Annotated in this window: 30 protein-coding genes; 17 read left to right on the top strand and 13 right to left on the bottom strand. The window is 45.2% G+C overall.

Going from position 1 to position 26,575, the window contains the following annotated elements; translation table 11 throughout:
• Nucleotides 1-8: 8 nt before the first annotated feature.
• The gene (locus tag JFT56_RS13550; protein ID WP_198780591.1) at nucleotides 9-1,130 is read right to left on the bottom strand and encodes a bifunctional tRNA (adenosine(37)-C2)-methyltransferase TrmG/ribosomal RNA large subunit methyltransferase RlmN; all 1,122 of its coding nucleotides are present in this window, start codon (nucleotides 1,128-1,130) and stop codon (nucleotides 9-11) included.
• Nucleotides 1,131-1,274: 144 nt separating this feature from the next.
• Between JFT56_RS13550 and JFT56_RS13555 the strand changes: the two genes are divergently transcribed.
• Both JFT56_RS13555 and JFT56_RS13560 read left to right on the top strand, forming a co-directional pair.
• Nucleotides 1,275-2,366 carry a CNNM domain-containing protein gene (locus JFT56_RS13555; RefSeq protein WP_198780592.1) on the top strand — a complete coding sequence of 364 codons (1,092 nt, stop codon included), beginning with the start codon at nucleotides 1,275-1,277 and terminating at the stop codon, nucleotides 2,364-2,366.
• A 98-nt stretch (nucleotides 2,367-2,464) separates the two neighbouring features.
• Complete coding sequence (locus JFT56_RS13560; RefSeq protein ID WP_198780593.1) at nucleotides 2,465-4,210, top strand: bifunctional metallophosphatase/5'-nucleotidase; 1,746 nt, start codon at nucleotides 2,465-2,467, stop codon at nucleotides 4,208-4,210.
• Between the two features lie 68 nt (nucleotides 4,211-4,278).
• On the opposite strand, the gene JFT56_RS13565 is transcribed toward JFT56_RS13560, so the two are convergent.
• A complete protein-coding gene (locus tag JFT56_RS13565) occupies nucleotides 4,279-5,172 on the bottom strand; it encodes a LysR substrate-binding domain-containing protein (RefSeq protein ID WP_198780594.1) in 894 nt (297 codons plus the stop codon).
• A gap of 187 nt (nucleotides 5,173-5,359) precedes the next feature.
• Here JFT56_RS13565 and JFT56_RS13570 point away from each other — a divergent pair, with 187 nt between their 5' ends.
• On the top strand, nucleotides 5,360-5,803 hold the full coding sequence (locus JFT56_RS13570; protein WP_198780595.1) for a DoxX family protein: 444 nt from the start codon (nucleotides 5,360-5,362) through the stop codon (nucleotides 5,801-5,803).
• A gap of 11 nt (nucleotides 5,804-5,814) precedes the next feature.
• Nucleotides 5,815-6,510 carry a pirin family protein gene (locus tag JFT56_RS13575; protein WP_198780596.1) on the top strand — a complete coding sequence of 232 codons (696 nt, stop codon included), beginning with the start codon at nucleotides 5,815-5,817 and terminating at the stop codon, nucleotides 6,508-6,510.
• Nucleotides 6,511-6,715: 205 nt separating this feature from the next.
• Here JFT56_RS13575 and JFT56_RS13580 read toward each other — a convergent pair whose 3' ends face one another.
• The 5 genes from JFT56_RS13580 to JFT56_RS13600 form a co-directional block, all read right to left on the bottom strand.
• On the bottom strand, nucleotides 6,716-7,249 hold the full coding sequence (locus JFT56_RS13580) for a GNAT family N-acetyltransferase (RefSeq protein WP_198780597.1): 534 nt from the start codon (nucleotides 7,247-7,249) through the stop codon (nucleotides 6,716-6,718).
• Nucleotides 7,250-7,311: 62 nt separating this feature from the next.
• Entirely contained in the window at nucleotides 7,312-7,821 is a 510-nt protein-coding gene (locus JFT56_RS13585; protein ID WP_233095520.1) for a GNAT family N-acetyltransferase, read from the bottom strand.
• Nucleotides 7,822-7,985: 164 nt separating this feature from the next.
• The gene (locus JFT56_RS13590) at nucleotides 7,986-8,288 is read right to left on the bottom strand and encodes an NrfJ (protein WP_198780598.1); all 303 of its coding nucleotides are present in this window, start codon (nucleotides 8,286-8,288) and stop codon (nucleotides 7,986-7,988) included.
• 126 nt (nucleotides 8,289-8,414) lie between these two features.
• Nucleotides 8,415-8,624 (bottom strand): DUF3820 family protein, encoded by a 210-nt coding sequence (locus JFT56_RS13595; RefSeq protein WP_198780599.1) that lies wholly within the window; start codon nucleotides 8,622-8,624, stop codon nucleotides 8,415-8,417.
• A 183-nt stretch (nucleotides 8,625-8,807) separates the two neighbouring features.
• On the bottom strand, nucleotides 8,808-9,266 hold the full coding sequence (locus JFT56_RS13600; RefSeq protein WP_198780600.1) for a GNAT family N-acetyltransferase: 459 nt from the start codon (nucleotides 9,264-9,266) through the stop codon (nucleotides 8,808-8,810).
• Nucleotides 9,267-9,795: 529 nt separating this feature from the next.
• Between JFT56_RS13600 and JFT56_RS13605 the strand changes: the two genes are divergently transcribed.
• The 6 genes from JFT56_RS13605 to JFT56_RS13630 all read left to right on the top strand — a co-directional run bounded on the left by JFT56_RS13605 (nucleotide 9,796) and on the right by JFT56_RS13630 (nucleotide 15,895).
• Entirely contained in the window at nucleotides 9,796-10,569 is a 774-nt protein-coding gene (locus JFT56_RS13605) for an AAA family ATPase (protein WP_198780601.1), read from the top strand.
• A complete protein-coding gene (locus JFT56_RS13610) occupies nucleotides 10,529-10,981 on the top strand; it encodes a CopG family transcriptional regulator (RefSeq protein WP_198780602.1) in 453 nt (150 codons plus the stop codon). The genes JFT56_RS13605 and JFT56_RS13610 overlap by 41 nt, the downstream gene beginning before the upstream one ends.
• Nucleotides 10,982-11,216: 235 nt before the next feature.
• Entirely contained in the window at nucleotides 11,217-12,614 is a 1,398-nt protein-coding gene (locus JFT56_RS13615) for an extracellular solute-binding protein (protein WP_198783578.1), read from the top strand.
• Nucleotides 12,611-14,347 (top strand): GGDEF domain-containing protein, encoded by a 1,737-nt coding sequence (locus JFT56_RS13620; protein WP_198780603.1) that lies wholly within the window; start codon nucleotides 12,611-12,613, stop codon nucleotides 14,345-14,347. Before JFT56_RS13615 ends, JFT56_RS13620 begins: the two co-directional genes overlap by 4 nt.
• Before the next feature lie 134 nt (nucleotides 14,348-14,481).
• Entirely contained in the window at nucleotides 14,482-15,306 is an 825-nt protein-coding gene (locus tag JFT56_RS13625; RefSeq protein ID WP_198780604.1) for a zinc-dependent peptidase, read from the top strand.
• Between the two features lie 55 nt (nucleotides 15,307-15,361).
• Nucleotides 15,362-15,895, top strand: a complete 534-nt coding sequence (locus tag JFT56_RS13630) for a nuclear transport factor 2 family protein (protein WP_198780605.1) — start codon at nucleotides 15,362-15,364, stop codon at nucleotides 15,893-15,895.
• 14 nt (nucleotides 15,896-15,909) lie between these two features.
• On the opposite strand, the gene JFT56_RS13635 is transcribed toward JFT56_RS13630, so the two are convergent.
• Together JFT56_RS13635 and ltaE are read right to left on the bottom strand one after the other, a co-directional pair.
• A complete protein-coding gene (locus tag JFT56_RS13635; protein ID WP_198780606.1) occupies nucleotides 15,910-17,379 on the bottom strand; it encodes an HDOD domain-containing protein in 1,470 nt (489 codons plus the stop codon).
• Between the two features lie 168 nt (nucleotides 17,380-17,547).
• Nucleotides 17,548-18,561, bottom strand: a complete 1,014-nt coding sequence (gene ltaE / locus JFT56_RS13640) for a low-specificity L-threonine aldolase (RefSeq protein WP_198783579.1) — start codon at nucleotides 18,559-18,561, stop codon at nucleotides 17,548-17,550.
• Nucleotides 18,562-18,811: 250 nt separating this feature from the next.
• On the opposite strand from ltaE, the gene JFT56_RS13645 reads away from it, so the two are divergent.
• The 3 genes from JFT56_RS13645 (at nucleotide 18,812) to tpx (ending at nucleotide 20,977) form a co-directional block, all read left to right on the top strand.
• Entirely contained in the window at nucleotides 18,812-19,399 is a 588-nt protein-coding gene (locus JFT56_RS13645; protein WP_198780607.1) for an OmpA family protein, read from the top strand.
• Nucleotides 19,400-19,431: 32 nt separating this feature from the next.
• Nucleotides 19,432-20,259 carry a mechanosensitive ion channel family protein gene (locus tag JFT56_RS13650; RefSeq protein ID WP_198780608.1) on the top strand — a complete coding sequence of 276 codons (828 nt, stop codon included), beginning with the start codon at nucleotides 19,432-19,434 and terminating at the stop codon, nucleotides 20,257-20,259.
• Between the two features lie 124 nt (nucleotides 20,260-20,383).
• Nucleotides 20,384-20,977: a thiol peroxidase gene (tpx, locus tag JFT56_RS13655; protein WP_198780609.1), complete on the top strand. Its 594-nt coding sequence runs from the start codon at nucleotides 20,384-20,386 to the stop codon at nucleotides 20,975-20,977.
• Between the two features lie 133 nt (nucleotides 20,978-21,110).
• On the opposite strand, the gene JFT56_RS13660 is transcribed toward tpx, so the two are convergent.
• Both JFT56_RS13660 and JFT56_RS13665 read right to left on the bottom strand, forming a co-directional pair.
• Complete coding sequence (locus JFT56_RS13660) at nucleotides 21,111-21,752, bottom strand: trimeric intracellular cation channel family protein (RefSeq protein ID WP_198780610.1); 642 nt, start codon at nucleotides 21,750-21,752, stop codon at nucleotides 21,111-21,113.
• Between the two features lie 359 nt (nucleotides 21,753-22,111).
• The gene (locus JFT56_RS13665) at nucleotides 22,112-22,672 is read right to left on the bottom strand and encodes a DUF4136 domain-containing protein (RefSeq protein ID WP_198780611.1); all 561 of its coding nucleotides are present in this window, start codon (nucleotides 22,670-22,672) and stop codon (nucleotides 22,112-22,114) included.
• A gap of 179 nt (nucleotides 22,673-22,851) precedes the next feature.
• Between JFT56_RS13665 and JFT56_RS13670 the strand changes: the two genes are divergently transcribed.
• From JFT56_RS13670 to ruvX, 4 genes are all read left to right on the top strand, one after another.
• On the top strand, nucleotides 22,852-23,163 hold the full coding sequence (locus JFT56_RS13670) for a hypothetical protein (RefSeq protein ID WP_198780612.1): 312 nt from the start codon (nucleotides 22,852-22,854) through the stop codon (nucleotides 23,161-23,163).
• Nucleotides 23,164-23,318: 155 nt separating this feature from the next.
• A complete protein-coding gene (yciH, locus tag JFT56_RS13675; protein WP_198780613.1) occupies nucleotides 23,319-23,648 on the top strand; it encodes a stress response translation initiation inhibitor YciH in 330 nt (109 codons plus the stop codon).
• A gap of 93 nt (nucleotides 23,649-23,741) precedes the next feature.
• The gene (locus tag JFT56_RS13680) at nucleotides 23,742-24,305 is read left to right on the top strand and encodes a YqgE/AlgH family protein (RefSeq protein ID WP_198780614.1); all 564 of its coding nucleotides are present in this window, start codon (nucleotides 23,742-23,744) and stop codon (nucleotides 24,303-24,305) included.
• 30 nt (nucleotides 24,306-24,335) lie between these two features.
• Complete coding sequence (gene ruvX, locus JFT56_RS13685) at nucleotides 24,336-24,761, top strand: Holliday junction resolvase RuvX (protein ID WP_198780615.1); 426 nt, start codon at nucleotides 24,336-24,338, stop codon at nucleotides 24,759-24,761.
• A gap of 76 nt (nucleotides 24,762-24,837) precedes the next feature.
• Here the strand turns inward: ruvX and hemH are convergent, their stop codons facing one another.
• Together hemH and JFT56_RS13695 are read right to left on the bottom strand one after the other, a co-directional pair.
• Nucleotides 24,838-25,851, bottom strand: coding sequence for a ferrochelatase (hemH, locus tag JFT56_RS13690; protein WP_198780616.1), 1,014 nt, complete (start codon nucleotides 25,849-25,851; stop codon nucleotides 24,838-24,840).
• Between the two features lie 51 nt (nucleotides 25,852-25,902).
• Entirely contained in the window at nucleotides 25,903-26,442 is a 540-nt protein-coding gene (locus JFT56_RS13695) for a glutathione peroxidase (protein ID WP_198780617.1), read from the bottom strand.
• Between the last annotated feature and the right edge of the window lie 133 nt (nucleotides 26,443-26,575).

The raw sequence follows: 26,575 nt of genomic DNA on the forward strand, positions 1-26,575 counted from the left end.
ACAAAGAGTTAATTCATTGTGACTGAAATCTGATTTTCTTGCATGCGTTTTTTTGCCAAACGCTTAGTTCTGTCGCGAATATCTCCCGCTAACTGCCCACAGGCGGCATCGATATCATCACCGCGGGTCTTACGCACTATCACAGTTAAACCGTATTCCATCAGTACCTTTGAAAAACGATCGATTCTCGAGTTTGATGAACGGCCATAGGGAGAACCTGGGTACGGGTTAAAAGGAATCAGGTTAATCTTACAGGGGGTATCTTTCATTAATTTAGCAAGTTCGTGGGCTTGCTCTGTGCTGTCGTTGATATGATCGAGCATCACATATTCAACGGTCACGCGGCCACGGTTAGCATTCGATTTGGCAATGTAGCGACGGATCCCCGCAAGGAACTCCTGCAATGGATATTTTTTATTCACAGGCACAAGGATGTCACGTAGCTCATCGTTAGGGGCGTGAATACTCACAGCAAGAGCCACATCTAAGGCGTCGCCGAGTTTATCCAGCGCAGGCACAACCCCCGAAGTAGACAGAGTCACGCGGCGTTTTGATAAACTAAAACCAAAATCATCGAGCATAATATCCATCGCAGGAATGACGTTGGCTAAGTTGAGCAGAGGCTCGCCCATGCCCATCATTACCACGTTGGTAATAGGGCGATCGCCGGTGTCCTTTGCAAAACCTAAATAGTGTGACACGCGCCAGATTTGACCCACGATCTCAGATACGGTCAAGTTACGGTTAAAACCTTGCTGGGCGGTGGAGCAGAAAGTGCATTCAAGGGCACAGCCCACCTGTGATGACACACATAACGTGGCGCGATCATCTTCGGGAATGTAGACAGTTTCGACTTCTTGGCCATCACCGACATGAATGGCGAACTTAATAGTGCCATCGGTGGATTTTTGGAAACTGGAAATTTCGGGAGCCACGATCTCACAGCGTGCCGCCAATTTTTGGCGTAACACTTTATTGATGTTGGTCATTTCTTCGAAGTCACTGACGCCGAAATGATAGATCCATTTCATGAGCTGATCGGCACGGAAAGGTTTCTCCCCGAGATCCGCAAATAAGGCACGCATAGCCTTACGATCAAGGTCTAATAAATTGATCTTCTTTTCACTCATACCACTCACCTCAACACCAAAACCTGCAACAGGGCGGCGAATTATACAGACCCAAAAATTTTTTAGCCAGCAACACGACTCGACTATGGTAGAATCTGTGCGGGCTAACTTTGGCCTAAAATACGGAGTTGTAATACCACCTATATGTTAACCCTCATCATTATAGTGCTTGTCGCTGTTGCGGTTTCTTTTCTGTGCAGTGTATTCGAAGCTGTTTTGCTCTCGGTTACCCCTAGTTATATCGCCTCACTTGAGCAAAGTGATCCTGCTGCGGCAGCAAGATTACGCAAACTCAAAGATAACGTCGAAGCACCATTAGTATCGATTCTCACCTTAAACACCATTGCCCATACTGTAGGTGCCGCCGTTGCCGGTGCCCAAGCGGCAAAAGTATTTGGGGATGACATGCTGGGCGTTTTCTCCGGGGTATTAACCTTTATTATTTTGTTCTTCTCGGAGATTATTCCTAAATCTGTGGGAGCGAACCATTGGCGTCGCCTTGCACCGAGTGTTTCCATTGCCATTACGTGGATGAAGCGAGTCACACAGCCATTGATTTGGCTATCACATAAGGTCACTCACTTTTTAGGGAAAGGCGAAGAAGGCCAATATATCCGTCAAGAAATGAGTGCCATGGCGAAAATCGGCCATGAGTCGGGCGAACTCGATGAGCAAGAGTCTAAAATTTTGACCCAAATGTTGAAGGTGCGCGATATGCCCGTGACCGCCATCATGACGCCCCGCACTGTGATGTTCTCGTTACCTGTGGATTTAACGCAAAATGAGTTCGTGCGCGAATATCGTGATAAGCCATTTACCCGTATTCCCGTTTACGATCAAGATCATGACGATATTATCGGTTACATCACCCGTACCGATGTATTACTGGCCGAGCGTTACACCCCGGATATGCCGATAGGTGAATTGAAACGCAGTTTATTTGTCGTGCCTGAAACCGCAAAAATTTTGCCACTCTTTGAGCGCATGATTAAACGCAATACTCAAATCGCTATGGTGGTCGACGAGTACGGTAGTAGCCAAGGCATTGTGACTCAAGAAGATATTATTGAATCCATGTTGGGCTTAGAGATTGTCGACTTAAACGACCCCGCGACCGACATGCAGCAATTGGCCCGTAAACTCTGGACCAAACGCATGAAACAAAAGGGTATTCGCCTCTCCGATGACGGCGACTTTGAAGCCGCCGCAGAGGATGACGAAGCGAAATCGGGTTAAACTAGGTGGTTTAGTGGTTGTTAAAGTAAAGGGAGCTTAGCTCCCTTTCTTGTTTTAGAGGAGAAGGTTATAATCTCCCGCCGTAAAAGAGGTACGTTATGACACAGGGCTACAGACTTTCACTCGCGCATATCAACGACACACATTCGAATTTTGAACCGAGCCGCGTGCAATTCACCCTCAATGTGGGTCATAAAACCCTAGATGTCACCAGCCACAGCGGTGGTTATGCCCGTCTTGGGTATCACATCGCCAAGGCCCGTGAACATGCAACGCAGCGCAATATCCCCTTTTTATTCCTCCATGGCGGCGACAGTTTCCAAGGCACGCTCTATTTCAGCCATTTTAAAGGTAAAGCGAATGCTCACCTGCTGAATTTGCTCGCCCCCGATGCCATGGTGATAGGTAACCATGACATCGATGAGGGCAATGCCCGCCTCGCCGACTTTGCCAGACAAATCGATTTTCCCTTGCTGGCGGGTAACATGGATTTAAGCCAAGAGGATGTGAATAAACTCGGCTGTCTGCGCACGGTTCCCAATATTTTGGCCTTTGATGAAAAGTCACAATTAGCGACTTATCTCCTTAAACCCTTCTACGATACAAAGATAGCGATAATTGGCATTACGCTGGATCAAATGAAGGAGATTGCTCGCCCCGATCCCGATACTCATTTTGTCGATGCCATCAGTACCACGGCGCGAACTGTGGCACACCTGCAAGCCAAGGGGATTAAGCACATCATAGTGCTCAGCCACTTAGGCTTAGATCAGGATAAACGCCTCGCCGAGCAAGTCTCGGGGATCAGCCTGATTGTCGGTGGACACACCCATACCCTACAGGGGGATTTTCGCGCCCTAGGTTTAAGTAACCTGCCCTATGGCGAAGTCATTAACGGCACGCCGATAGTGCATGCGGGTAAATATGCCGAAGTCGTTGGCTTAGCCGAGATAGAGTTTGATACCGAAGGGCGGGCGATAAACCTGAGCGGTGGCAACTACTTTATGCTAGATCAGCATTTTATCTTAAGTGCCAATACCGCCGTCGATGACCAAGATTATCAAGCTGTGCGCCAACAGCTCAGTCAACATCCGAATATTTTTTGGGATGATGCCGATACCGATATCACAGGCATTATTCGGGATATCTACAAACCCGCCATCGCCGAGATGGAAAACCAAGTCTTAGCCCTAGTACCTAAAAATCTGGTGCACACGCGCCTGCCGTCCAAGGCCCTGCCCCACGGCAGTGAAATCGCCCCTTGGGTGAGCCGCAGCATGTTTCAAGAGGCCAAGATTGAAGATCCTAGGGTTCACTTTGCCCTGCATAATGCGGGCGGCGTGCGCCAATCGGTTGCCCAAGGGCAATTGACCCTCGCCGATGTGATGGGGCAATTGTTACCCTTTGAATTACCGCTGGTTAAATATGAAATCCAAGGCCAATTCCTCTACCAGGCACTGGAGTCGGCCATTAATGCCGCCACCAACAATAGTGTTCGAGGCACGGGAGCCGGTAGTTTCCCCTACACCTACGGTTTACGCTATTACTACGATGGTAGACGCCCCCTAGGTGAACGTCTTTTTAAATTGGAAATGATGCAACAAGACGGGCTGTCACTTTGGTATCCCGTCGAGCCAGAATCTTTATACATTGGCGTATCAACCTCCTATACCGCCGCGGGCAAAGAAGGTTATCACCCGCTATTGCAGGCACGTTGGCAGGAATCGATAGAGTCTCTGACCCTTCCGCAGGCATTTATTCGCTTTTTAAATCGGGCCCCTAATCTCGCGGATTTCTTATCCCCCCATGTGCATTACACTAGTCATTTAAAGCGTTCCGGCTAAACGTTTCCGCGAAATGAGTTGAGCAAGCCCTGATAGTCAGGGCTTAGCTTAGTATTATAAGAATATAGCTAAAACAACCAATTACAATGGGGTAAACGCTCAGCAAACCAGGCAAGCGCCTTACCTTGGCTTCCCTTGCGCCAGGCTAAAAATACCGCCTTAGGGGGCCTAGGGATATCAACCTCACAGGCAACTAATTCCCCCGATGCCAACGCATCTAAGATCAAGTGTTTTGGAATATAACCAACGCCTAAACCTAACTGCTGCGCTTTAATCTTGGTCTGCATATTGGGCACACGAATAACTTGGCGACTATCAAACAATCCACTCGAACGCTGCGCCAGAACCACAGAACTATCGGCCACCACAATGGATGGAAACTGCAAAAGAGCCTCGGTGGGGATGGGGCGCCCATATTGCGCCAATGGATGGGATGGACTAAGTGCAAATACAAACTCAAACTGACCAATCTCCACTAAATGGTATTGCCCCTTGGGTAATTCTCCCGTGACCCCAATGGCAATATCGGCCCGCCCCGAATAGAGCGCATCCCAGCCGCCACCTAATGACTCTTCGCTGAGATTGATTGTGACTTGCTTACCCAACTCGGTAAATTCACCGACCAGCTGTAACAGGGGCAGAATCGGCACTACAGTATCTACGGCTAAGGTTAACGAGGACTCCCAGCCAGTTTCAAGCTGTCGCACCGCCTCCTCAAGCCTCGATGTGGCAGCAAGGATCTCCCGCCCTTGGCGCAAAACCAACTGACCGACTAAGGTCAACTCCGCCCTTTGCCCCTTACGTTCAAATAATTTTACCCCCAAATCGCTTTCGAGTTTCTGTACTGTGTAGGTCAGCGCCGATGGCACCCTGAATAGCGATTCGGCCGCAGCCGAAAAACTCCCTTTTTTATCAATGGCATCAAGCACAATTAAACCATCTAAACTTATTATAGGTAACATAAAAAACTCGCATTCAAATTATTTGAAATAGATATTGAAAATGTTCCGATTTTCTTTACCAAAGGTCAAGTCTACACTGCTTAGCAATGGAGCAGTTATCCTGAAACTGCAACGAAAACTGGATTAAACCACTGAGTTAATATCGCCATTACACATTCATTAAATAATTTGAAATAAGGAATACCCCATGAAAGCACTTATCACTAAAACACTGACATCAGCTCCAAGCTTGGCACCACTGGCACTGCGTATTCCAATCGGCATAATCTTGTTAGCCCACGGCGCGCAAAAGCTATTTGGTTGGTTTGGTGGCTATGGCTTAGAAGGTACGGGGCAATGGATGGCATCCATTGGTCTGACGCCTGGCTATTTAATGGCATTAATGGCGGGTTCAAGCGAATTCTTCGGCGGCCTATTCCTGTTATTTGGCCTGCTGACTCGCCCAACCGCCCTAGTCCTATCCTTCACTATGGTAATAGCGATTTTCTCGGTCCATATAGATAATGGCTTGTTCCTTACCAATAACGGCTATGAATTTGGTTTGGCCCTGTTAGCGGCAACGGCATCACTGGCGATTTCTGGCGCCGGCAGGTTCGCACTAGATAACCTATTCGCTAGCCGTATCAAATAAGGGGGAATACTATGATCACAATCAGGAAAGCACAGGACCGCGGTCAAGCTGACTTAGGCTGGCTAAAGAGCCAACACAGCTTCTCTTTCGCTAGCTACTATGATCCTGAGCATATGGGGATCTCATCCCTTAGGGTGATCAATGATGACAGAGTGGCACCGGGAGCAGGTTTTGATACCCATGGGCATAAAGACATGGAGATCATCAGCTACGTGATTTCTGGCACTATCGCCCACAAAGACAGTTTCGGAAACATCAAAACCTTACCTGCGGGTGAGTTTCAGTTAATGTCGGCGGGAAAAGGTATTTACCACAGCGAGTTTAATGCCTCAAACACTGAGCCGCTGCATTTTTTACAGATTTGGATCCGCCCAGACACCCTAGGGATCGATGCGGGTTATCAACAAAAAGCCTTCGAGCAAACATCGGCACTGACCCCTGTCGTGACACCACAGGGGGAAAATGGCACCTTGAAGGTACAGCAGGATGCGACCTTATATCGGCTCAAACTCGCCCCGGCCGAACAAGCGACGCTGGAGCACCTTGAGAAAAAGCGCAATGTGTATGTGCAATTAATCGAAGGTCAGTTGAGCATCAATGGCAGTGAAATGCTTCCCGGGGATGGCTCCCATTTAACGGGGCTAGATGCAATTACATTTACAGCGACACAAGGTGCCGTGACCGCGTTAGTGTTTGATTTAGCCTGATAATGGAGTGCGAGATAGGATTGGTAAACACCCACAGCGACAGCTAAGCCTTGATTCAAAAGCGTAAAAGGAGTGATTCAAAGCTGTGAGCCGAAAACCGTTACTAAAAAACCGCCTAGCAAGTCTAAGGCGGTTTTTTTGTTATATTCAGTTGGTGTTGAGGGTTTAGCCGATGTTAAAGGTTCAGCCAAAGAGTGACATGGGCCTAATTGGATAGTGACAACATCAGGCTAAAATTGACTAATATCTGTGCTTTATCCTGTAATTGATCTTCAGGCGTTAAGAATCTGCGCAGCTCATTACGGCGAATACAGTTAAACCCGTGTTTCTCAAAGAAAGGCCGCGCTTGATAAGAAGCCTCAACCGTTAACCTTTTAAAACCACGCTTTTTAGACTCTTCCAATAATGCCAAATATAAGAGCGTCGCAACCCCTGCTCGGCTGTAATCAGGGTGCACAAATAGGCAATCAACCTCAGCAACCAATGAGTCAATTTCAGTATCGGGACAAGGCTTTAAGTTAATAAACCCAACTAATTTCCCTCCCTCTTCAGCAACCCAAGTAGTTGTGTCTTCCAGTTTGGCTAGCCAATAGGATTCGCTGCGCGCCTCGCCTTGATGCTGTGCCCACGCCAAACGTTCGGTTAGCGAATAATATTCCTGTGCCCCTTCCATCACACTGGCATCAAATACTGTCGCAACCTGCGCCACATCCTTAGGGGAGAATAAGCGTATCTGCATCCTGTCACTCCTATGGGTTAAAGCATGTCAGTTGACAATAACGGCAGAATAAGTCCGTTCAATTACCATTTTTTGATCATATAAAAGCTCGGTAACACTTGCCCCAGCTTTTGCTGATAACTTCGCTGTACTTGGGTAAATCCCATCTTAGTAAACAACCCCTTAGATAAATAAGAGGCATCCACACTTAAGCTCGAATATCCCTGCAACCTAGCCCAGGACTCTAAATGGCGATAGGCCAGCTCACCTAACCCTTGGCGCTGCCAATCTGGGTGAATATACAGGCTATCAATATCGCCACTGTGGTGAAAATCGGTTTCGACATTGATAAATCCCACACAAATCTTAGTGAAGCTTGCCGCATCTGTCACCAAAATAATCCAAGCTTGGGAACGGCTTAGGCGCAAATGCCAATGCTTAGCGGATCTCGGCGCCTGGGACCAAGCATTCAGTAGAACTGGCGGATAACGCTCATGCTTTATATTGTGCACACAAAAGTGAAATAGTTCGCTCACTTGACGGGCGTACTTAGATTGGTAGGGCACTATCTCAATAGTGTTAGGGGGAGTCACAGTCAGTCCAGTCCTAAAACGCAATGGGGCTATTCTGCCGCGTTTTTGCCCAGGGTGGTAGAGAATTACACATTCAAAAACAACTCATTCAAAAACAAGTCGGCCCCGAAAGAATTCGAGGCCGATGGGCTGACTAGCTTGTACTAATCACTATGGTTAATCGATTATTTCTTTTCGATTTGGCCCACAAAAAGCAACTTATCAAAGGTGCGATTTAAGGTCTTGCTGGTGAATTCATTCATCCACATTTGCTCAACCACAGCCACTTTGTCGCCCTTGCTCACTTCAGTTTGAGGACCAGCGGCCCAAAACGTAGTGTCAGCTTCTTTAATCTGTACATAGGTGTAACCGCCACCATTCATAGTATCAACAACAGTACCTTCATGAGTCACGCCCTGCGCCCAAGCACTTGATATACCTAAGGCTAAGGTTGCTACTGCCGCTAATTTTACCCATTTTGCCATCATGCCTGCGTTCCTTTTGTTTTGCTAATATGCCCCATTAAAGCATGCTAAAAGCAATAAATCGCTAATCTCTATCACGAAATACAACACCTATCGCAAAAGTATGATTTTTCTTCGCCCTAGGGGAACTCATTTCAACAGGGGTTTTAACATTCCCTCCAAGCCATTGAGCTTGATTTCATATATTAGGGCTAACTGCTCACCCAACTTTCCCTGTGGAAAACCCTGCTTATGGAACCAGACAAGATAAGGCTCTGGTAATTCGAGTAATTTTCTTCCCGCATATTTACCAAAGGGCATAGTTTGATTAACAGCATCGATAAGCTGTTGCTGATCCATCTCAATATCCTCAATTTGACTGAAACATGCTACCGCAGAAGGGGAATTAACGCCTTTAAAAAATGGGAAATAAGGAACAATGGGACACAAATGGCCTCAAGTGGGTTAGCGGTATTGCTAACGCTACTCAACAATACTGCAATACCGCCACTAAACTAACGCAACCAAGCAATGCCACCACGTTTAAGGGTACATTTTTAGCAGGTTTGGCCCCAGATTAGCGCAGTGAGAATGCACAAAACCGTAGTCCGCACACAGGCGCTCATCTTCACCATGGGCATTAATACTGACACAAGTGCCGGCATTAACCCGTTCATCAACAAAGGCCATAACACGCTCTAAAATGATCTTAGCAAGCCCATAATGTTGGTACTCAGGAAGCACAATAAAATCTTCAATCGCTAAATGCCTTGGTCTGTCGCCATACACACAGGCTGTTGCTACCACATTGGCGCGCGTCTTTTCAGTCTTATCTTTAAGCCTAACCGTCACCCAATATAGCGCCTGAGTCTGCCGTTGATCCGCCTGTTCAACCCCAATGGCAGGATGCCCCGCAGCACCACGTAAATTGAGTAACTCATGGAACAATGGCGCGGTTTCAGCTATTTCAAATTCAATTGGCATAATAGTTTTGATATCCATTTTTGCATCCCTTCACTAATGTAAAAAATCAAGGTGATTAGACGGCATAGTAGGGAAATCATAGCGGTATTATTTGGCAATTTGATGACAGGCCCACAGAGCAACAAGACAACTTTCGACTGAAAAAATCGATGCTCCCATCTATAACTAATAATTTTTTGGAATATATAAAATTTATTTCAAACAAAAAAAGCATAAGAAAAGCGCAAGCGTTGACAGAGCAGAAAGGATAGTAAGCCTGCGGCCACACCAGCACTGATTAGCAATATCGCTAACAAATGTAAAATCAACAACTTAATAATTACAAAACACAACTCCCCAACAAATGAACTCATAGTCAAATAAACGGCATCCGACGGGATAATGACAAATTAAACTCCGGTGACATTTTATAAAAAACCGTCAAAAATCAGCTAATTGACCATCGTTAACACAAGGTTTACATTCATTTCAGAGAACAAGGTGCGGTAACGACTTAAAACCTATTAACGACCTGCCAAGTGTCATCCCAAGTATTGAGGAATACGTCATGATAGTGTTAATCGGCGGCGAAAAAGGCGGCAGCGGTAAAAGTTGCCTCGCGCAAAACATCGCAGTATTTCTAACCACTGAATGTGGAGCCTCTGTCATTATGGTGGATTGCGATCCCCAGCGAACCACATCCGACTGGATCCATGCAAGGAACAACAATCCTAAGCTTGCCACCATTAACTGTGTGCAGCTGTATGGCAAAATTCGTAACGATCTCCTCAGCCTAGAACAACACTATGACTTTGTTTTAGTCGACTGCGGTGGCCAAGATAACCTCGCACTGCGGGCCACTATGTCGGTGGCATCCCACATTTTAATGCCCCTTAGGCCGAAACGCCGAGATCTAAAAACCGTCAGCCATATGGATGATATAGTCGCCACCTGTCGGATGATTAACCCTAAGTTACGCGCATCATTTGTGATCACCCAATGCCCCAATTTACCGAATCAGGCAAACCGAATCTTAGAGGCCAAAGAAGTCTGCAAGACCTACGATATCAATGTGCTCGATGCTATTACCTACAGCCGCAATATCTACGATGACAGTGAAGAGTCGGGATTATCAGTGGTAGAAATCGAACCTAAGGGAAAGGCCGCCACGGAGATCCGCGCCATTGCCTGCGAACTCTTCCAGGTTGACAGTGCTGCCTCCTTAATTGCACTACTGCGCCCAAGTACACCAATAGAGGCCCACCGCGCCCAAGTAGATCAACATCATCTGAGAGGACAATATGGGACTGAGCGATCTCAAGAAAAACGCTATGCCATCTAGGGGCTCAGCACAGCCCCTCTCTTTAGATGAATTTATCGATGCGGCAACCCGCTATGCCATGGGGGAAAACCTCAGTTTGGAAGTGCTGCCGTTAAAAAGCTGCGCTGATGTCATCAATGAAGCCCAACTTAAGGTCACATTGGACTCATCCAACGTGGTGAGTTTACATCGGCAAACTATCCCATCGGCGCAATTACAGCCAGAAACGGCAGCCGATCAAAAACCACACGACCGCCCCCACTATCGCAAGGCAACATTCTCCTTGAGTGAGGCGGCCATTACACACTTAACCCAGCTTTCTGCAGAAAGTGAAACATCAAAGTCCAAATTAATTCGATTTTTAATTGAGCAGCATTATGCTTTGCCAACCGCTTTAAGGCAGATGCGCGAGCAGCAGATTAAAAAATCTTAGTACCGCGCAATCTCCCACCCTTTTCCGGTGACCTAGAATGTTTAGGTTTGCCGGTTTTTTTTTGCTTAAAAACACCCTAAAAAATTAAGTGATAATTGTTTATCAAGCCTATCCTTAATATACAAGCAAATGAATTAGTGCTATTTATTGGCCATGTTAATACTTAATCTTAAAGGTGGGATTTTTGTTAAAAAGTATTCGCGTCCTGTTTATTGGGTTTGGATTAACGCTAGCGATGCCCATTCAGGCGGAGTTTTCATTAGCACAGATCCCGCCCCTCAGTAACCAAACCCCTATCACCTTAGTGGCCGAAGAAGGATTTTGGACGGATTACCTCACTCGGGAAATGCTCCCCAAATTTACCGAAAAAACGGGCGTGAAAGTCAAAGTCGTCAGCACTGATCTTGGCACTATGTTTGACCTGCAAACCCAAGCATTGCAAATTGGTGAAGGTCGTTATGATCTGCTCAGCATGGAGGCCGGATGGGCAAAAGAGTGGGCCGCCAATGGCTATACTGTTCCCCTCGTTGAACTGGCAAAACTCTATGATCCCGATGGGGAAAAAGCGATGGAAAGCTACCTTGAACCTTACTATCCTTCCCTGCTCAATATCCTGTCATACCACGGCGAAATCCACTCTATTCCCTACAATAACTATGTGATGGGCAGTCATTACCGTGCCGATCTGTTTGAAAATAAAACCGAACAGAATAGCTTTCAACAGCGTTTTGGTTACCCACTCGCCCCCGCCAAAAATGTTAAAGAACTGCAGGATCAAGCGGAGTTCTTTACTCGAAAAGCAGGCGAGCAACTGGCCGATAAAGTATTAGCGCAGGACTTTTATGGCTTGGCACTAATGTCGGGGAATAAGCCCCACATTAATGATGAATTTTCTAGCATTATCTGGAGCTTAGGTGGCGCTTGGATGTGGCCTAAATACAATCAGCAAAAACAGCTGAGCCATTTTGAAGTCCCCACAATTAACCATGAAGCGATAAAAGCCACCGACATTTACCGCCAACTGATGCCCTATGCATTTCCCGCCGATGATCAATTTGCCTTCAACGAGGCCGCGAACGCCTTAGCCACCGGCAGAGTCGCCATATGGCCATTTGCCTATAATAATCTTTGGTCGGCCTCGTTTCAGGTTGAAAAAAATATTCCCGGTGCTCGCCTTGGGGTCGCGCAGGTCCCGGGTGGTCATCCATACAATGGCGCCTATGCCTTTGCCGTCAGTTACGATAGTAAAAACCCTCAGGCAGCTTATTGGTTACTCAAGTACATGGGGACTTTTGCTGCACAACGCGCCTATGCGCTTGGCGGGGGAAATCCCTGCCGAATGGACGTAGTCACAGCCGCTGAGTTTAAACAGGATTCCCTAAGGGAAGTGGCCGGCGCATTTGAAGTGAGCCATGCGGCTAACTTATTTTGGTCAACTAAGGTTTTAGAATTCGGACACTTTACCTCAACTGCTATGGGGCAAATCTATCCTGAGCTGAGTCATGCTTGCTATGCCGCGAGCCATAAACAAACCGATAGCACCAATATTTTTATCGAACTAAGCACTAGGATCAAAAATCTGCAAAATACCTATGGGGAAGTACCGGCAATTGATAAGAATAATGCCAAATGAAAGCTAAACGATTAACGAGCCTCAAACATAAGATCACCCTTGCCTTCTACATTATCCTCGGCATGGCGTTGTTTAATGGCATCATCGCCATACTTTTGTCACAGCAATTGAGATCGGAAATAGAGCATTTGGTCAGTAAAGATGTCGTAAAAGTGACCACGGCACTGCAACTAGCCAAAAACAGTGAAAAACTGCAAATTATTACCACCCGGCTCAATCACTATGATACGGAGCAGCAGCGACTCGCGCTGTTAAGAGAACTGATTACCCAGTGGGAATTGCTGATCCATGATTCACGTACACTGGCCAATCTTGAAACCTCTAACAAAATGCAAAATGCACTCAATCACACTCTCGATACCCAGCTGTATGCACTACAACAGCTATCACTACTCAATGATTTGACCGACAATGCGCTGCAAGCCAAATTGCAGGCCGAGAATATTCAAGCCAATTTGATCGGAATGGCATCGGCCTTTACCGATGAAATGCAGATTCAACTCCAGCAAATCAATAGCGATTACGCCCCGCTGATCGCACAAAAAAAACTCGACGCTATCTCAGTTAATATTCAAGAAAATCAAAAGCTATCAAAATATCTACAATGGGGGGAACATCTTTTTGTTCTGCTTTTACAAGTGAAAAACGCCAGCAGTATCACAGAGTTAAATCAACTTCAGCGCGATGCGATGCGTCTACTGATCAAGATGGAAGAAATCGCCATCTCATTCGCCCAAAATCAAGCCATCTACCTCGATTGGTTATCGCAAATTAAACAAAATATGGTGGGAGATGACAATCTCTTCCAACTGTCCCGCAGCGCATTAAAAAGCACTCAAATCGCTAATGCTCACTTATCCTACCAAGCCGATGCGGCTCAAGTTGTGGCAACCTTTACCCAAGATCTGGTGAGTCACGTCGAAGGTGAAATTAAATTAGCCGGGGTGGAACTGAAAAACGACAGTACTGCATTTGTGGCACTGATCTTTTGCGGCGGGGCCTTATATTGCTTTTTTATCTGGCTCACGAGCTGGCATTTCATCGCCAAAGGTATTATCAAACCTGTCATCGCAACCCGCGATGCCATGAATGCTATCGCCAACGAAAAACTCGATACTCAAATGCCTGTAACGGATAACCTTGAACTCCAGCAAATGGTGAGTTCACTTGAAACGCTAAAAACCTACGCTGCCCAGGTCAAAGCCATGTCCGAGACCGATGGTTTAACAGGTTGTTATAACCGCCGTTATTTAGATGCCCAAATTCAAAGGGAACTCATTTATGCGCAGGAACATCATATGCCACTCGGAATTGTGATGTTTGATATTGATAACTTTAAGCAATTTAATGATAGGTACGGCCATGTAGTCGGCGATCAGTGTCTAAAGCAAATCGTCAATGCCGCTAAATCGATACTGCAGCGCCCTACAGATGTACTCGCCCGTTATGGGGGCGAAGAATTTATGCTTTTATTGCCCTCGAGCCACCTTGAAGATGCCTACAAAATTGCGGAACGCTTGCGGAAAAAAATCATCTCACTTGAAATCCCCCACGAAGATTCTCCCCATTCAGGCATAGTCACTATCAGTGCGGGCATTGCCTGTTGGCAAGAGCCGCAACTACTCGATGCCAACGCTCTGATCAACCAAGCAGATGAAGCTCTCTATCATGCCAAACTAACCGGACGCAACCGTACAGAAGCCCTGATAAATATCCCCGCCCGCAATTCCTGATAATGAACGCCTAATTCCAGATAATTAAAGCCTAGCCGCAGGATAAATGGCTTTCTTTTAGCCCAAGGATTGACTTCCAACGATTGCATCCCCATTAGCTAATATATCGAACACACATAGTGCGAAGGAGCCCTATGCTCGCCATCTTACTTACATTGATCCTAGGCATAGGCGCGATCGCTTGGATAAGTTCGAGCCGTTGGCGTAAAACCTTGCACCGACGCCGCATCAGGGCAAAACCTTTCCCTAAAGCGTGGCGATCTATCCTTAAACAGAGGCTACCCTATTTCCATGCATTGCCTACGGATCTTCAGCTCCAACTTAAACAACATATTCAAGTCTTCATCGATGAAAAAGACTTCGTTGGATGCAATGGATTAACCATTAGCGATGAAATTCGAGTCACTATTGCGGCCCAAGCCTGCCTGTTATTATTGAATAGAAAGACAGATTTTTACCCTAAATTGAGGCAAATTTTGGTTTATCCGGACGCTTTTATTGTGAATAATCAAAGCCAAGATGCTTCAGGTGTCGTGTGGGAGCGTCGCAATGTGCTCGCGGGAGAATCCTGGGAACAGGGAAAAGTCATTCTCTCATGGAAGAACACCTTAGAAGGCGCCGCCGATCCCCACGATGGTAACAATGTGGTGATCCACGAATTTGCCCACCAATTAGATCAAGAGAACGGACATGCCAATGGCGCACCTATTTTGCAGCACAGGGAGGATTATCGCTCTTGGTCAAGCGTGCTCAGCGACGCCTTTGCCGAGTTAGAAGCAGCGGCATCACTCGGCTCACCTTCACTCTTTAGCTACTACGGCGCAACCAATCCTGCCGAATTTTTTGCGGTCGTGACCGAAGTTTTTTTTGAAAAACCAGAGGCACTAAACCAGCAGCATCCGGCGCTTTATCGAGAATTAAGCCGCTTCTATCAACTCGATCCGATAAACTGGCACTAGTGCGATCAACACGCAATCAACTCAACACCAGTAGAGATAAAACAAGGAATACCCTATGCCAACGATGACAAGCTCCCAACGCCAAGCACTATCCATCACTTGGCTCAGTGCCACATTATTTGCGATAGCGACCCTGATATTCAGTGCACAAAATGCAAACGCTAACGAAAGCCCAGCCATGCAAGTGCAGACAACCGATGAACAAGCTGCGGTCCAAGTTCTTGATAAATTGAATCAATACTCCAGCAGTGCTGATTGGGATAAGTATTTTGCCCTGTATCGGCAGGATGGCATTTTTATTGGTACCGATGCGAGTGAGCGTTGGGGTATGGTGGAATTTGAAGGCTACTCTCGGCCAACTAACGGTTGGCGTTACGATTTAGTCGAGCGGCATTTGATCCAACACGGCAATATTATCCTCTTCGATGAGCTGCTCAATAGCCCAGCCTACGGCATCAGTCGAGGAACAGGCACCTTAATTAAGACCGATGGGGTATGGAAAATTGCCCAATACCATTTAAGTTTTCCGATTCCTAACGCGCTGGCTAAACAGATCACCACAGAGATTAAAAATGCCCCTAAGCCATAAATCGCCTGTGGGTATTATTTTAATGACACGGTAAAACAAACATTCGCCAATTGGGAAAAGTGGATAAAACTTTGAAAATCCGCCTCTTCAAAACCTCTTTCCGAAGGCCCCCTATCTGCGTAATAAAAGCCAATAACTTTATTATCGACTAACAGAGGTGCCAGTAAAAAACCCCTTTGAGAGATATGCAAAGAGAGCAATTCTTGGCATTGTTCACGCCATTTTTTCGAGGTGGGATCATCAACCCAAAGGGGCTCTTTATGCTCCATCGCCTGGCGGAAAAGCCCTTTTTTATCACTTAAATCGATAATAAATTCCCGCTTCATCTCCTCGGCATCCGAGCCTAACATCACCCGGGGCTGGAGCTGTTTACGACTCGGGGATAATAACAACACACCACAACGGTCGACCCCAACGCCTTCCAAAATGCCCTCGAGGACAGTCTGCATTATTAAGTTAAAATCGGCCTTATTGATGGCATACCCCGTTAACTCCCGCAGCTTTGCGAGTTGAATACTTAAATTAGCCTGATAAACAGGTATTTCCAATGGGATTGGCTCAGGTTCCGCTTTGAGAATACGTTTAGGATCGGGCAAATATTCCAGCAACACCTTAGCGCCATAAACCTCCGCCAACTTGTGGGTAGCGTTAGCACAGCGCTGCATACGGTTCTTAAATTCCCCTTCCTCTAATCCAGTAAAATTAACCGCTTGGGTGATGCGCTTTTCAAGTTCAACATTATCGATAACCGGTTGGGATAAAATATCGCAAAGCTTATCCGCTAGAAATATAGAGCGGATCTCAGGGCGTCGATCATCGGGATAATTAACCGCTTGGATCAATAAATCCCCAAGCCCCCAATGGCGGGCAATACTCTGGGTTAATTGTGAAAAAGAAGTGCCAAGGTTTTCACGGATCATGCTTCGCTCTTCCGCTGGCGTTTCACACTCTTTCAGTTTTTGGTCTAATTCTTCTGTAAATTCACCACCAATACTCCAAAATGCGCTTTCACCTATGTGATAAAGCAAAGAAGCAATAAAGGCCTCTTCCTGCATTTCTTCATCATAATCACTCAGCATCATCCTCGCTAACATGGCCGCTTGGAATGCCTTTGCCATCAGCTTAATTAATCTTTGGTACACTGAGGGAGCGAGATTCTTACTCTCTAACAGGCTGGAGAGCAGCTTGGCGGTAATACAAATATTTCGCACCGCATCAAACCCCAGCACTATGGCGGCTCGGCTCACTGTGGAGATTTGTGTGCTGCCTTTATGGTAGATAGCACTGTTTGCAACGCGTAAAATGCGGGATGTTAAAGCGTTATCATGCATCACGCTACGCCCAAGCAGGGCGAGAGAGGAGACATCATCCTTGGCCAGTTTCTCTAACGATTTTACCGTCGAACACAGTGCAGGCATTTCTAACTCACTGATCCGATTTGTCCAGTAATCGACCCCTTTATTAGTATTGTTATTAGGTTTCAACCTAGATGTGCCTCAATGAATTGATATTATTGTTTTTAGTATAGATAGGCATAAAAAATTCGCCTAGGTTCACATCTTAATTCCCATCGTAAGCTTAAATAATGCTCAACTGAGTGGTTACCACAATGCAAATACCCAAGACAAAGCTTGGGTACTTGCTATTAATACTTAAGCCTGTAGATGGAGTTTAAATACCCGTAGCACTTTATCAATATCTTGGCGGCTCACATCCTTATGGGTCACTAGGCGCAGCGTTCTTCCCGGGCTAATGAGAATACCTTCCGAACGGCATCGTTTTGCCAGTGATTCGGCATCGACATGTGGAGCTAAGGTTGCAAATAACATATTGGTCTGTACTGTGGCTAAATCGACTTCAAACTCATCAAACTCGGCCAATTGCCGCGCAAAATAAGCTGCATTTTCATGATCTTCAGTTAATCTTTCGACCTGTTCAGTCAACGCCAGTTTACCCGCTGCGGCCAATATCCCCGCTTGACGCATGCCGCCACCGAGCATTTTACGCCAACGAATGGCTTTTTTGATTAATCGCTCATCCCCTAAGAGTAATGAGCCAACAGGTGCACAGAGCCCCTTAGATAGACAAATAGAAACTGAGTCGAAATGTGCAGTGATATCACTGATAGCGAGATTTTGCGCAACGGCAGCATTCGCGACTCTAGCACCATCTAGATGAATTTTTAATCCCCGATGAAAAGCTAAAGCCTGGGCATCTGCAAGGTAAGCTTGGGGTAACACTTTGCCACCGATTGTATTTTCAAGGCTTAGTAAACGTGTGCGGGCGAAGTGAATATCATCGGGTTTTATCGCGGCCTCGATATCTGCCAAGGCAATAGTTCCATCCAATTGATTCATCAATGGTTGTGGCTGAATACTCCCTAAAACGGCAGCTCCGCCCCCCTCAAACTTATAATTATGGGCCTGTTGTCCACACAAATATTCATCACCGCGCTCACAATGCGCCATTAGGGCGAGTAAATTAGCCTGAGTCCCTGAGGCAGTAAACAGGGCACTCTCAAAGCCAAACATATCGGCGGCCATCTCCTGCAAACTGTTTACGGTAGGATCATCACCATACACATCGTCACCCACCTCGGCTCTGGACATGGCTAATCGCATCGCTGCTGTTGGCTGGGTAACAGTATCACTGCGTAAATCTATCATCTTATCCTCGACTTCTTCTACGGGATCCCCTGAGGGCTTAGGCTTGTTTGCTAAAACGACTCTAGCGCCAAAGAGAAATTTTGTATAGTTTGCCAAGATGCTTGCCGATAAAATCAATACGCCATCTCTGCGTTAAACTTGGCGTAACGCTCGTAAAACGATAGAATATGCCACTAAGGATCTCATACTGCAAAAATGTAAATTTCTTAGTGATTTTGACTAACACTTTTCATACTTAAGGTGATTTGTGGTGAATATATCCCCAACGCAATGCATTAAGCTTATGTTTTTGATATTAGGTATGTGCCTAACACCACAAGTGTATGCTTGGCAGGATACAGATCAAGATGGCGTACCGGACATTAAAGATGCCTGTCCAAACACCCCAGCAAATACTTCAGTCATGGCCAATGGCTGTGTTTATGAAATAGAAACTAAGACAGATAACATTCAGTGTGATACCAACAATCCAAGCACTTATTCCAGTGCTGATTGTCATAATATCACCACGGCAATAGTATACTTTGAGTTTGCTATTGCTGAGGTTGACTTATCCCAATGGAAAACTTTAGCCTTAGTTAAAGCATTTTTAGAAGCAAATGACATTAAATTAACCTTAGTGGGTCACACAGATATTGTCGGGACACCTGAGTTTAATTATCAACTGTCGCTACAGCGGGCTCAAAATGTAAAACGTATTTTGGTCGAAGATTACGGCTTCGATCCAAATCGATTTACCGTGATAGGTAAAGGCATATCTGAACCCGTCGCAGATAATCGTTCCAGCGAAGGGCGCAGATTAAATCGACGAGTGCAGTTTATCGTCAATAATAAGTAATTTTTGTTAGCGTATATTTAGGGAGTTATTCAATGGAAAACCTAGAAGGTTTATTAAAGCAGGCACCGGATCTGGTCATGACCTATGGCTTAAAGATCTTATTTGCCATTATCATTTTCTTTGTTGGTAAATACTTTTCAGGCGTCGCACAAAAGTTAGTGCGCAAATTACTTAATAGCCGAAAAATCGATCCGACAGTCGTATCCTTTGTAGCGAATCTGACATGGGCCGTGGTGTTTGTATTCACAGTCATCGCGACGTTAGGGCAAATTGGGGTACAAACCGCATCATTGGTTGCCGTTATCGGTGCCGCGGGTTTAGCCGTTGGTTTAGCGCTACAAGGCTCACTGTCAAACTTCGCCTCTGGTGTGTTAATGGTATTATTCCGCCCTTGTCGCGTGGGTGATTACATTGAAGCCGCAGGCATTGCAGGAACCGTCGATGAAATTACCATTTTCTCCACTAAGCTACGCACCCCTGATAATAAGGTCATAGTTGCGCCCAACTCTTCTATCATGAATGGGACTATCACTAACTACTCTGCCTCTGAAAATCGTCGTATTGATCTGGTGATTGGTGTTTCATATTCTGCAGATATCGCATTAACCAAAAAAGTACTGACCGATATCTTAGATAACAATCAATATGTGTTAAAAGACCCAGCGTACACTGTGGGGTTAGCTGAATTAGCTAATTCATCCATCAATTTTGTTGTTCGTCCTTGGGTAAAAACCGCCGATTACTGGACGGCTCGTTTTGAGATCCTTGAACAAATCAAGAATGCACTCGATGCTGCAAATATTGAAATTCCATTCCCACAAATGGATATCCACGTGAAGCAGTTGCCAGAGAGTAAATAACGTACGCTTAACGCAAATGGCCAGTATTTACTGGCCATTTTTTATGGTTCTAAATGATATTTAGGCGTACCTTAAAGGTTAATAGTTAAATACGCACAGGGATGTTCTTGTGCAAGGAGATAAAATGCAAAAGTACATTTCATTTTTGGCCGCTAGCTGTTTTTGCAGCTTAATGCTGCTCAGCCCCAATGCCATTGCCAATGAAAAGACGCAGGTATTAATGGGCGAGAAAACCGTCACACTGGAGGGCAAATTGCCCAAACTTACCCAAATGGCGCCGGGGTTTAAAGTGGTAGATGAGCATTTTACGCCTGTTACCCTAAGTGACTTTAAAGGTAAAACTGTGCTTATCAGTGCGGTGCCAAGCTTAGATACTGGCGTATGCGCATTGCAGACGAAACGTTTTAATAGTGAAGTCAGCCATTTTTCGGATGATGTAATAATGCTGACAATTAGCGCCGATCTCCCCTTCGCACAGAAGCGTTTTTGTAAAGTTGAAAATGTAGACAAAATTAAAGTGCTATCAGATTCGGTCTGGCGTGACTTTGGTGAAAAATACGGCCTATTAATTCAAGATTACGGCTTACTGGCCCGCGCGATTTTTATTATCGACGCTGAAGGTAAATTGCAATACCAAGAATTAGTGCCAAATATTACCGAACACCCAAACTATGATGCGGCACTGGCAGCACTAAAAACCATTCAAGCTCTCCAATAATCCCCATAAAAATAGGGCTGCGAAGTGCAGCCCTATTTTTATCGTACCGTTCAGAATGCATAAATAAACTTGAATAGAAAACGGGATATCAATGCCAATATTTGATTCCCGCTATTCGAGGCGCTATTTAGATTTAGTGCGTATGTTGGTCGCTACTGGCCTGATAATCAAACGTCGGCATTGACCAGTGGTAGCGTAACGCCAACATTCTCAAACTGAAACCTAAGCTTAAACAAATCGTTAGATTGATCCATTCGGTTAACTGATAGGTTTCTAAGGTGATATACAATCCTGCCGTTAACAGTGAAGTAACAGCATAGAGTTCCTTCTTAAAAATCAACGGCACTTGATTGCATAGAATATCGCGGATCACGCCACCAAACACACCTGTGATTAGCCCCATGACCACAGCGATTGTAGGACTAAATCCGAGCATCAGGGTTTTCTGTGCGCCTACGATGGAAAATACCGCAAGACCTAAGGCATCGATGGCTAAAAATAACTTAGACAAATAGCGCATGACTGGTGCGATAGCCACAGTCAATAGAGAAGCAAAAGCAATGGCTATCAGGTAATGGACATTCTCTACCCATATCAGAGGGTAGTTACCTAATAACATATCCCTTAATGTACCGCCGCCAATCGCAGTCGCACAACCAATGATCACCACGCCGAACAAGTCCATCTGCTTACGACCCGCAGCTAAAGCCCCAGTCATTGCCTCGGCAAGGATCCCTATCAACCACAACCATCCGATAAACTGTGCTTCTTGCATTACGACTTACTGCTCAGATTAAAAGATGCTGATTCTGCCTGATAAATACGAGCTTAGATAATGATATTATTTCAAATTTATCATTAGAAAAAATAATGAAAAAAATAGCAAAATATATAAAACAAAAACACAACAACTTAACAAAACATAAAAAATGCATACTAAATAAGCTGTTAAAAAATGACCACCTATCACTTCAACTATAAAAATAAATTTTATGATAAGTATAATTAACGAAAATTCAGCTAAACCACAAATAAATGCAGATAATCCACCAACGAGAGTCTAATGGTTAAAATTCAGCCACAAAAAAGCGGCCTATTGGCCGCCCTTGATCTTTAACCCTAATGGAGGAAAGACTATTTATTCTCAGGCTTAGGAGGATAATTCATCATGACGCTCCCTATGGCCTCATTAATGATCTCTACTCTTTCTTCTGGGGTATTTTTATCGCGAATAGTATCGGCAACAGAGCCACGCCAAATCAATTTGGCCGTTTTATTATCAATTAAATCAACTATTAATGTACCAACCTCATACTCTCGCACTGTTGTTTGGGTATGCATATTGCCGCCCCAACCCCAGCCAGGGCCATAATAAGGGCTATAGCCGAAGTTAGTATTAAAAGTATCAACATTAATCTTCTTATCCACTTTGGTCAGATAATTCACTAATACATCGGCATCTTTTGCATCTACTAAGTTCATTCCCTTAGCGGCAAGTTGCATATTGATAGCATCTCTTACACGTTGGTCCATCAAACCATCTAGATGATATCCTGACGTATCTGCTTTTTGAGTCACCCAAGCATAGGTTTTATATTGGCTGAAATTGGCACTAGGGTCATAATCCCAGCCCGATTTAAGCGAGCTACAAGCACTTAAGGCGAGTACGGCTAAGCCAACAATGATACTTTTCATTTTAATTTCCTCAGATGTCCACACTGAACAAAGATAAGCCTATAGAGCTAAATTTAGCTTACAGAGCAATTGCCTGATCTACAACTCTATTAATGAAAAAGCTCTATGTTATTCAGCTTGACTTCAGCAGCAATTCAAATGATAATGATTATCAATTGATATGAGTAAGGGAAAAAGATATGTATTGGTTTATTAGCGCATTTATAGTGGCATCGGCAATTTTTTTCATGCCACAAAAAGCGGCAGTCGAAGTCAGCAGCACCAAGCTTAAATCTCCCTTACCATTAAGTTTGTTAATTTTGCCTTTAGGTGTGCTCAGTTGGTTAGTATTCGACACCCTGTCCAATGGTGGCAATTATACAACTGTGGCGGCATTCGGTTTTGTCGCTACCGCCTGTTTAATTGCCCTACCTAAGTTACATCGCTATATCATGCCCTGCGCATTACTCACGGCATTTGCCCTGATTGCCATGGTGGCAGAACGCTTTTAAGTTTTCAGTTTTAAAAATATGCTTACCTCCCTGCAAAGAGTTAGCATTTTCTCCAGACCACTTACAGTCTATCTCTAAGTGGTCTTTTTTTACCTCCACGAACCCTATTGAATTTGGTAAACTTAAGTCGCATACATTCCAATGAAAGATGACTTATGAAAGCAGATCCCAATGTATCCTTAGTGTACAGTACTGATAAAGGTCGTATTAGTGCCGAACCCACCCCAGTGGCGATACCCGCATCAGATGGCATAGTACGGATCCACAGAGATAGTAAAGGCCGTAAAGGCAAAGGGGTGTCGATTATTTCAGGCCTAGGGCTCGATGAATCCGCCTTGAAAGCGCTTGCTCAAACCCTTAAAAAACAGTGTGGTTGTGGCGGCACAGTCAAAGACTTCACCATTGAAGTACAAACAGATAATCGCGAACAGCTCAAGCTGTTACTCGAGAAGCAAAATTATAAAGTGAAATTGGCGGGCGGCTGATAAGAGAACCTAGATATCATTCTCCTGTGGGTCAGTTTGCCACTACAGATTTTGCGGTCCAGGTTAATGCCTATCGGCTTGAACGGAGTTGTAATGGAGAGTTTGCAAAACCATTTTTTAATCGCCATGCCTTCGCTCGATGGCACCTATTTTGAACGCACTGTCATCTATCTCTGCGAGCATGACGCTAAGGGCGCGATGGGGCTCGTGATTAACAAACCACTGGGTATAGAGGTCAATTCACTGTTAGAACAGATGGATTTACCCACAGAACAGACCTCAGCCGATCTATCCCATAGTTCACAGGTCCTTATGGGCGGCCCAGTCTCACAGGACCGTGGTTTTGTGTTGCATAGTGCCCAACCCTATTGGGCAAATAGTACAGATTTAGGCTCAGGGCTGATGCTCACCACCTCACGGGATGTGTTAACTGCCATTGGCAGCGATAGATCGCCCAAGAAGTTTCTCGTTGCATTAGGTTATGCCGGATGGAGTAAAAATCAGCTAGAGCAAGAGCTTGCAGATAATTCTTGGCTCACAATCCCCGCGGACCATGCACTGTTGTTTGATGTTAAACATGAAGACCGTTGGCCACAGGCGAGCCGTTCACTCGGGTTTGACGCTTGGCAACTATCATCTCAGGCTGGTCATGCTTAAACCGCTTTCATCACAATAAGTTTGTAATCTATGAATTCTAGAACCGTTTTAGGCTTTGATTTTGGCACTAAGAGTATAGGTGTAGCCATTGGACAAGAAATCACCGCCAGTGCCACACCACTCCTGTCGCTCAAGGCCGTCGATGGCATTCCCAATTGGGATCAAATTGGCGAACTGATTAAAGAGTGGCAACCGGATTTAGTCGTTGTGGGATTGCCCCTCAATATGGATGGAACTGAGCAGGATATGACCCACAGGGCGCGTAAGTTTGCCAATAGGATCAATGCTAAGTTCGGGGTAAAAATAGTCACTCAGGATGAGAGACTCACCACCACAGACGCTAAAGCAAGATTATTTGAGTTGGGCGGTTTTAAAGCCTTAACTAAAGGTCAAGTCGATGCCGTTTCTGCGGTATTGATCATCGAAAGCTATTTTGAAAATCACTTTGGTCAATAAAGGCCTTAAAAACAAAAAGGATAGGCACTCGCCTATCCTTTGTATTACACCTTTTTTATCATTTATATACGCATTTTTATAAATACGGCTTAACTAAATTTGCCATCATAGCAATGTGCGCATCGCTGTCATTCAACGCGGGAATGTAACGGAACTTATCTCCCCCAGCATTCGCAAAAATATGGCCATTCTCACCCACTATCTCTTCTAAGGTCTCTAAACAATCGGCACTAAATGCCGGGCAGACAATGGCCACATCCCGTATCTCCTCACTTGGCAGCGCTTTGATTGTGGCATCCGTATAGGGCTGCAACCATTTTGCCTTGCCAAAGCGGGACTGGAATGTCATCACAAATTCGTCTTTACTCAAGCCTAACTTTTCCGTAACTAATGCGGTGGTTTTCATGCAAAAGCAATAATAGGGATCGCCTAAATGCAGATTTCGCTCTGGCATTCCATGGTAAGACAATACTAACTTCTGGGGTTTGCCATGGGCATCGAAATCGGCCCGAATGCTGTCTGCAAGTGCAGTAATAAAATCAGGATTGTCATGGTAAGTATTAATAAAGTGCAGTGCTGGAATATAACGCCACTGGGATAATTCCTTTGCTATGGCATCAAAGGCGGAACCCGTCGTTGGCGCCGCATATTGTGGATATAAAGGTAATACCACAAATTTATCGACACCATTACGATGCATTTGCTGCAAAGTGCTTGCTACTGAAGGGTTCCCATATCGCATCGCTAGATTAACAATAACCTCTTGGCCATCGCTCGCTAATTTATCCGCCAATTTTGCCGTTTGCCTCAGGCTTATGTCCATCAGAGGTGAACCTGCCTCTGTCCACACTTTTTGGTACAGTGCAGCGGATTTAGCCGGACGCACTCGTAGCACAATCCCATGCAGGATCAGCATCCAAACCAATTTAGGAATTTCAACCACACGGGGATCTGACAAAAACTCCGCTAGGTAGCGTCTTACAGCAGATGCCGTTGGTGCATCCGGTGTCCCTAAGTTTAATAGCAGCACACCAACCTTACCCCGTTTAGCGTGACCACTTTCTTTGGTAAGCCCTGAAAATCTTGTCAAAACAGCCTCTTATATATGTTAATGAATGACTAATTTATGATGGCAACGCTACTATAGAACCGACTCGATTGCCTGCTTAAGTTCAGCACTATCTGGCTTAACCTTAGAATTAAATTGCTGAACCACAGTACCATCACCACTGACAACATACTTATAGAAGTTCCACTTTGGCGATCCGGTTTTTTCGGCTAAATATTTGAACACACTATTCACATCGCTTCCCCGAACGGCTGAGGTCGCTAACATAGTGAAAGTCACGCCATAGTTGATATAACAGACTTTAGCCGTATCTTTTTCGTCATTTTCCTCTTGGAAAAAATCATCGGACGGGAAGCCAATCACGACTAAGCCTTTGTCTTTATATTCTTTATGGAGCGCTTCGAGGGCTTTAAACTGCGGGGTATAACCACAGTTACTGGCGGTATTAACAATAAGCACAGGCTTGCCTTGAGTTAATTCACACAGATTAATCAGCTCTTCTGAGTGTAATTTACGCACGTTCATATCAAGATAACTTGGACAAGTTGCCGCCATCGCATTGACACTCAATAAGCTTGTCGCTGCCATTAGTGCTAGGGTGAATTTATGCATTACTCTCTCCTTTACCTGTGCATTACGCATAACCGCTAAGTAAAGATCATATTAAATTAAAAAATAAAAGCTATGGTTAACGACAACATAGCGCTGAAGTAGAAGTGATTGAACCGAGCGATAATCTGAAAAC

Origin of the sequence: Shewanella putrefaciens (assembly GCF_016406305.1) — a bacterium.
Taxonomy (GTDB): domain Bacteria; phylum Pseudomonadota; class Gammaproteobacteria; order Enterobacterales; family Shewanellaceae; genus Shewanella; species Shewanella putrefaciens_C.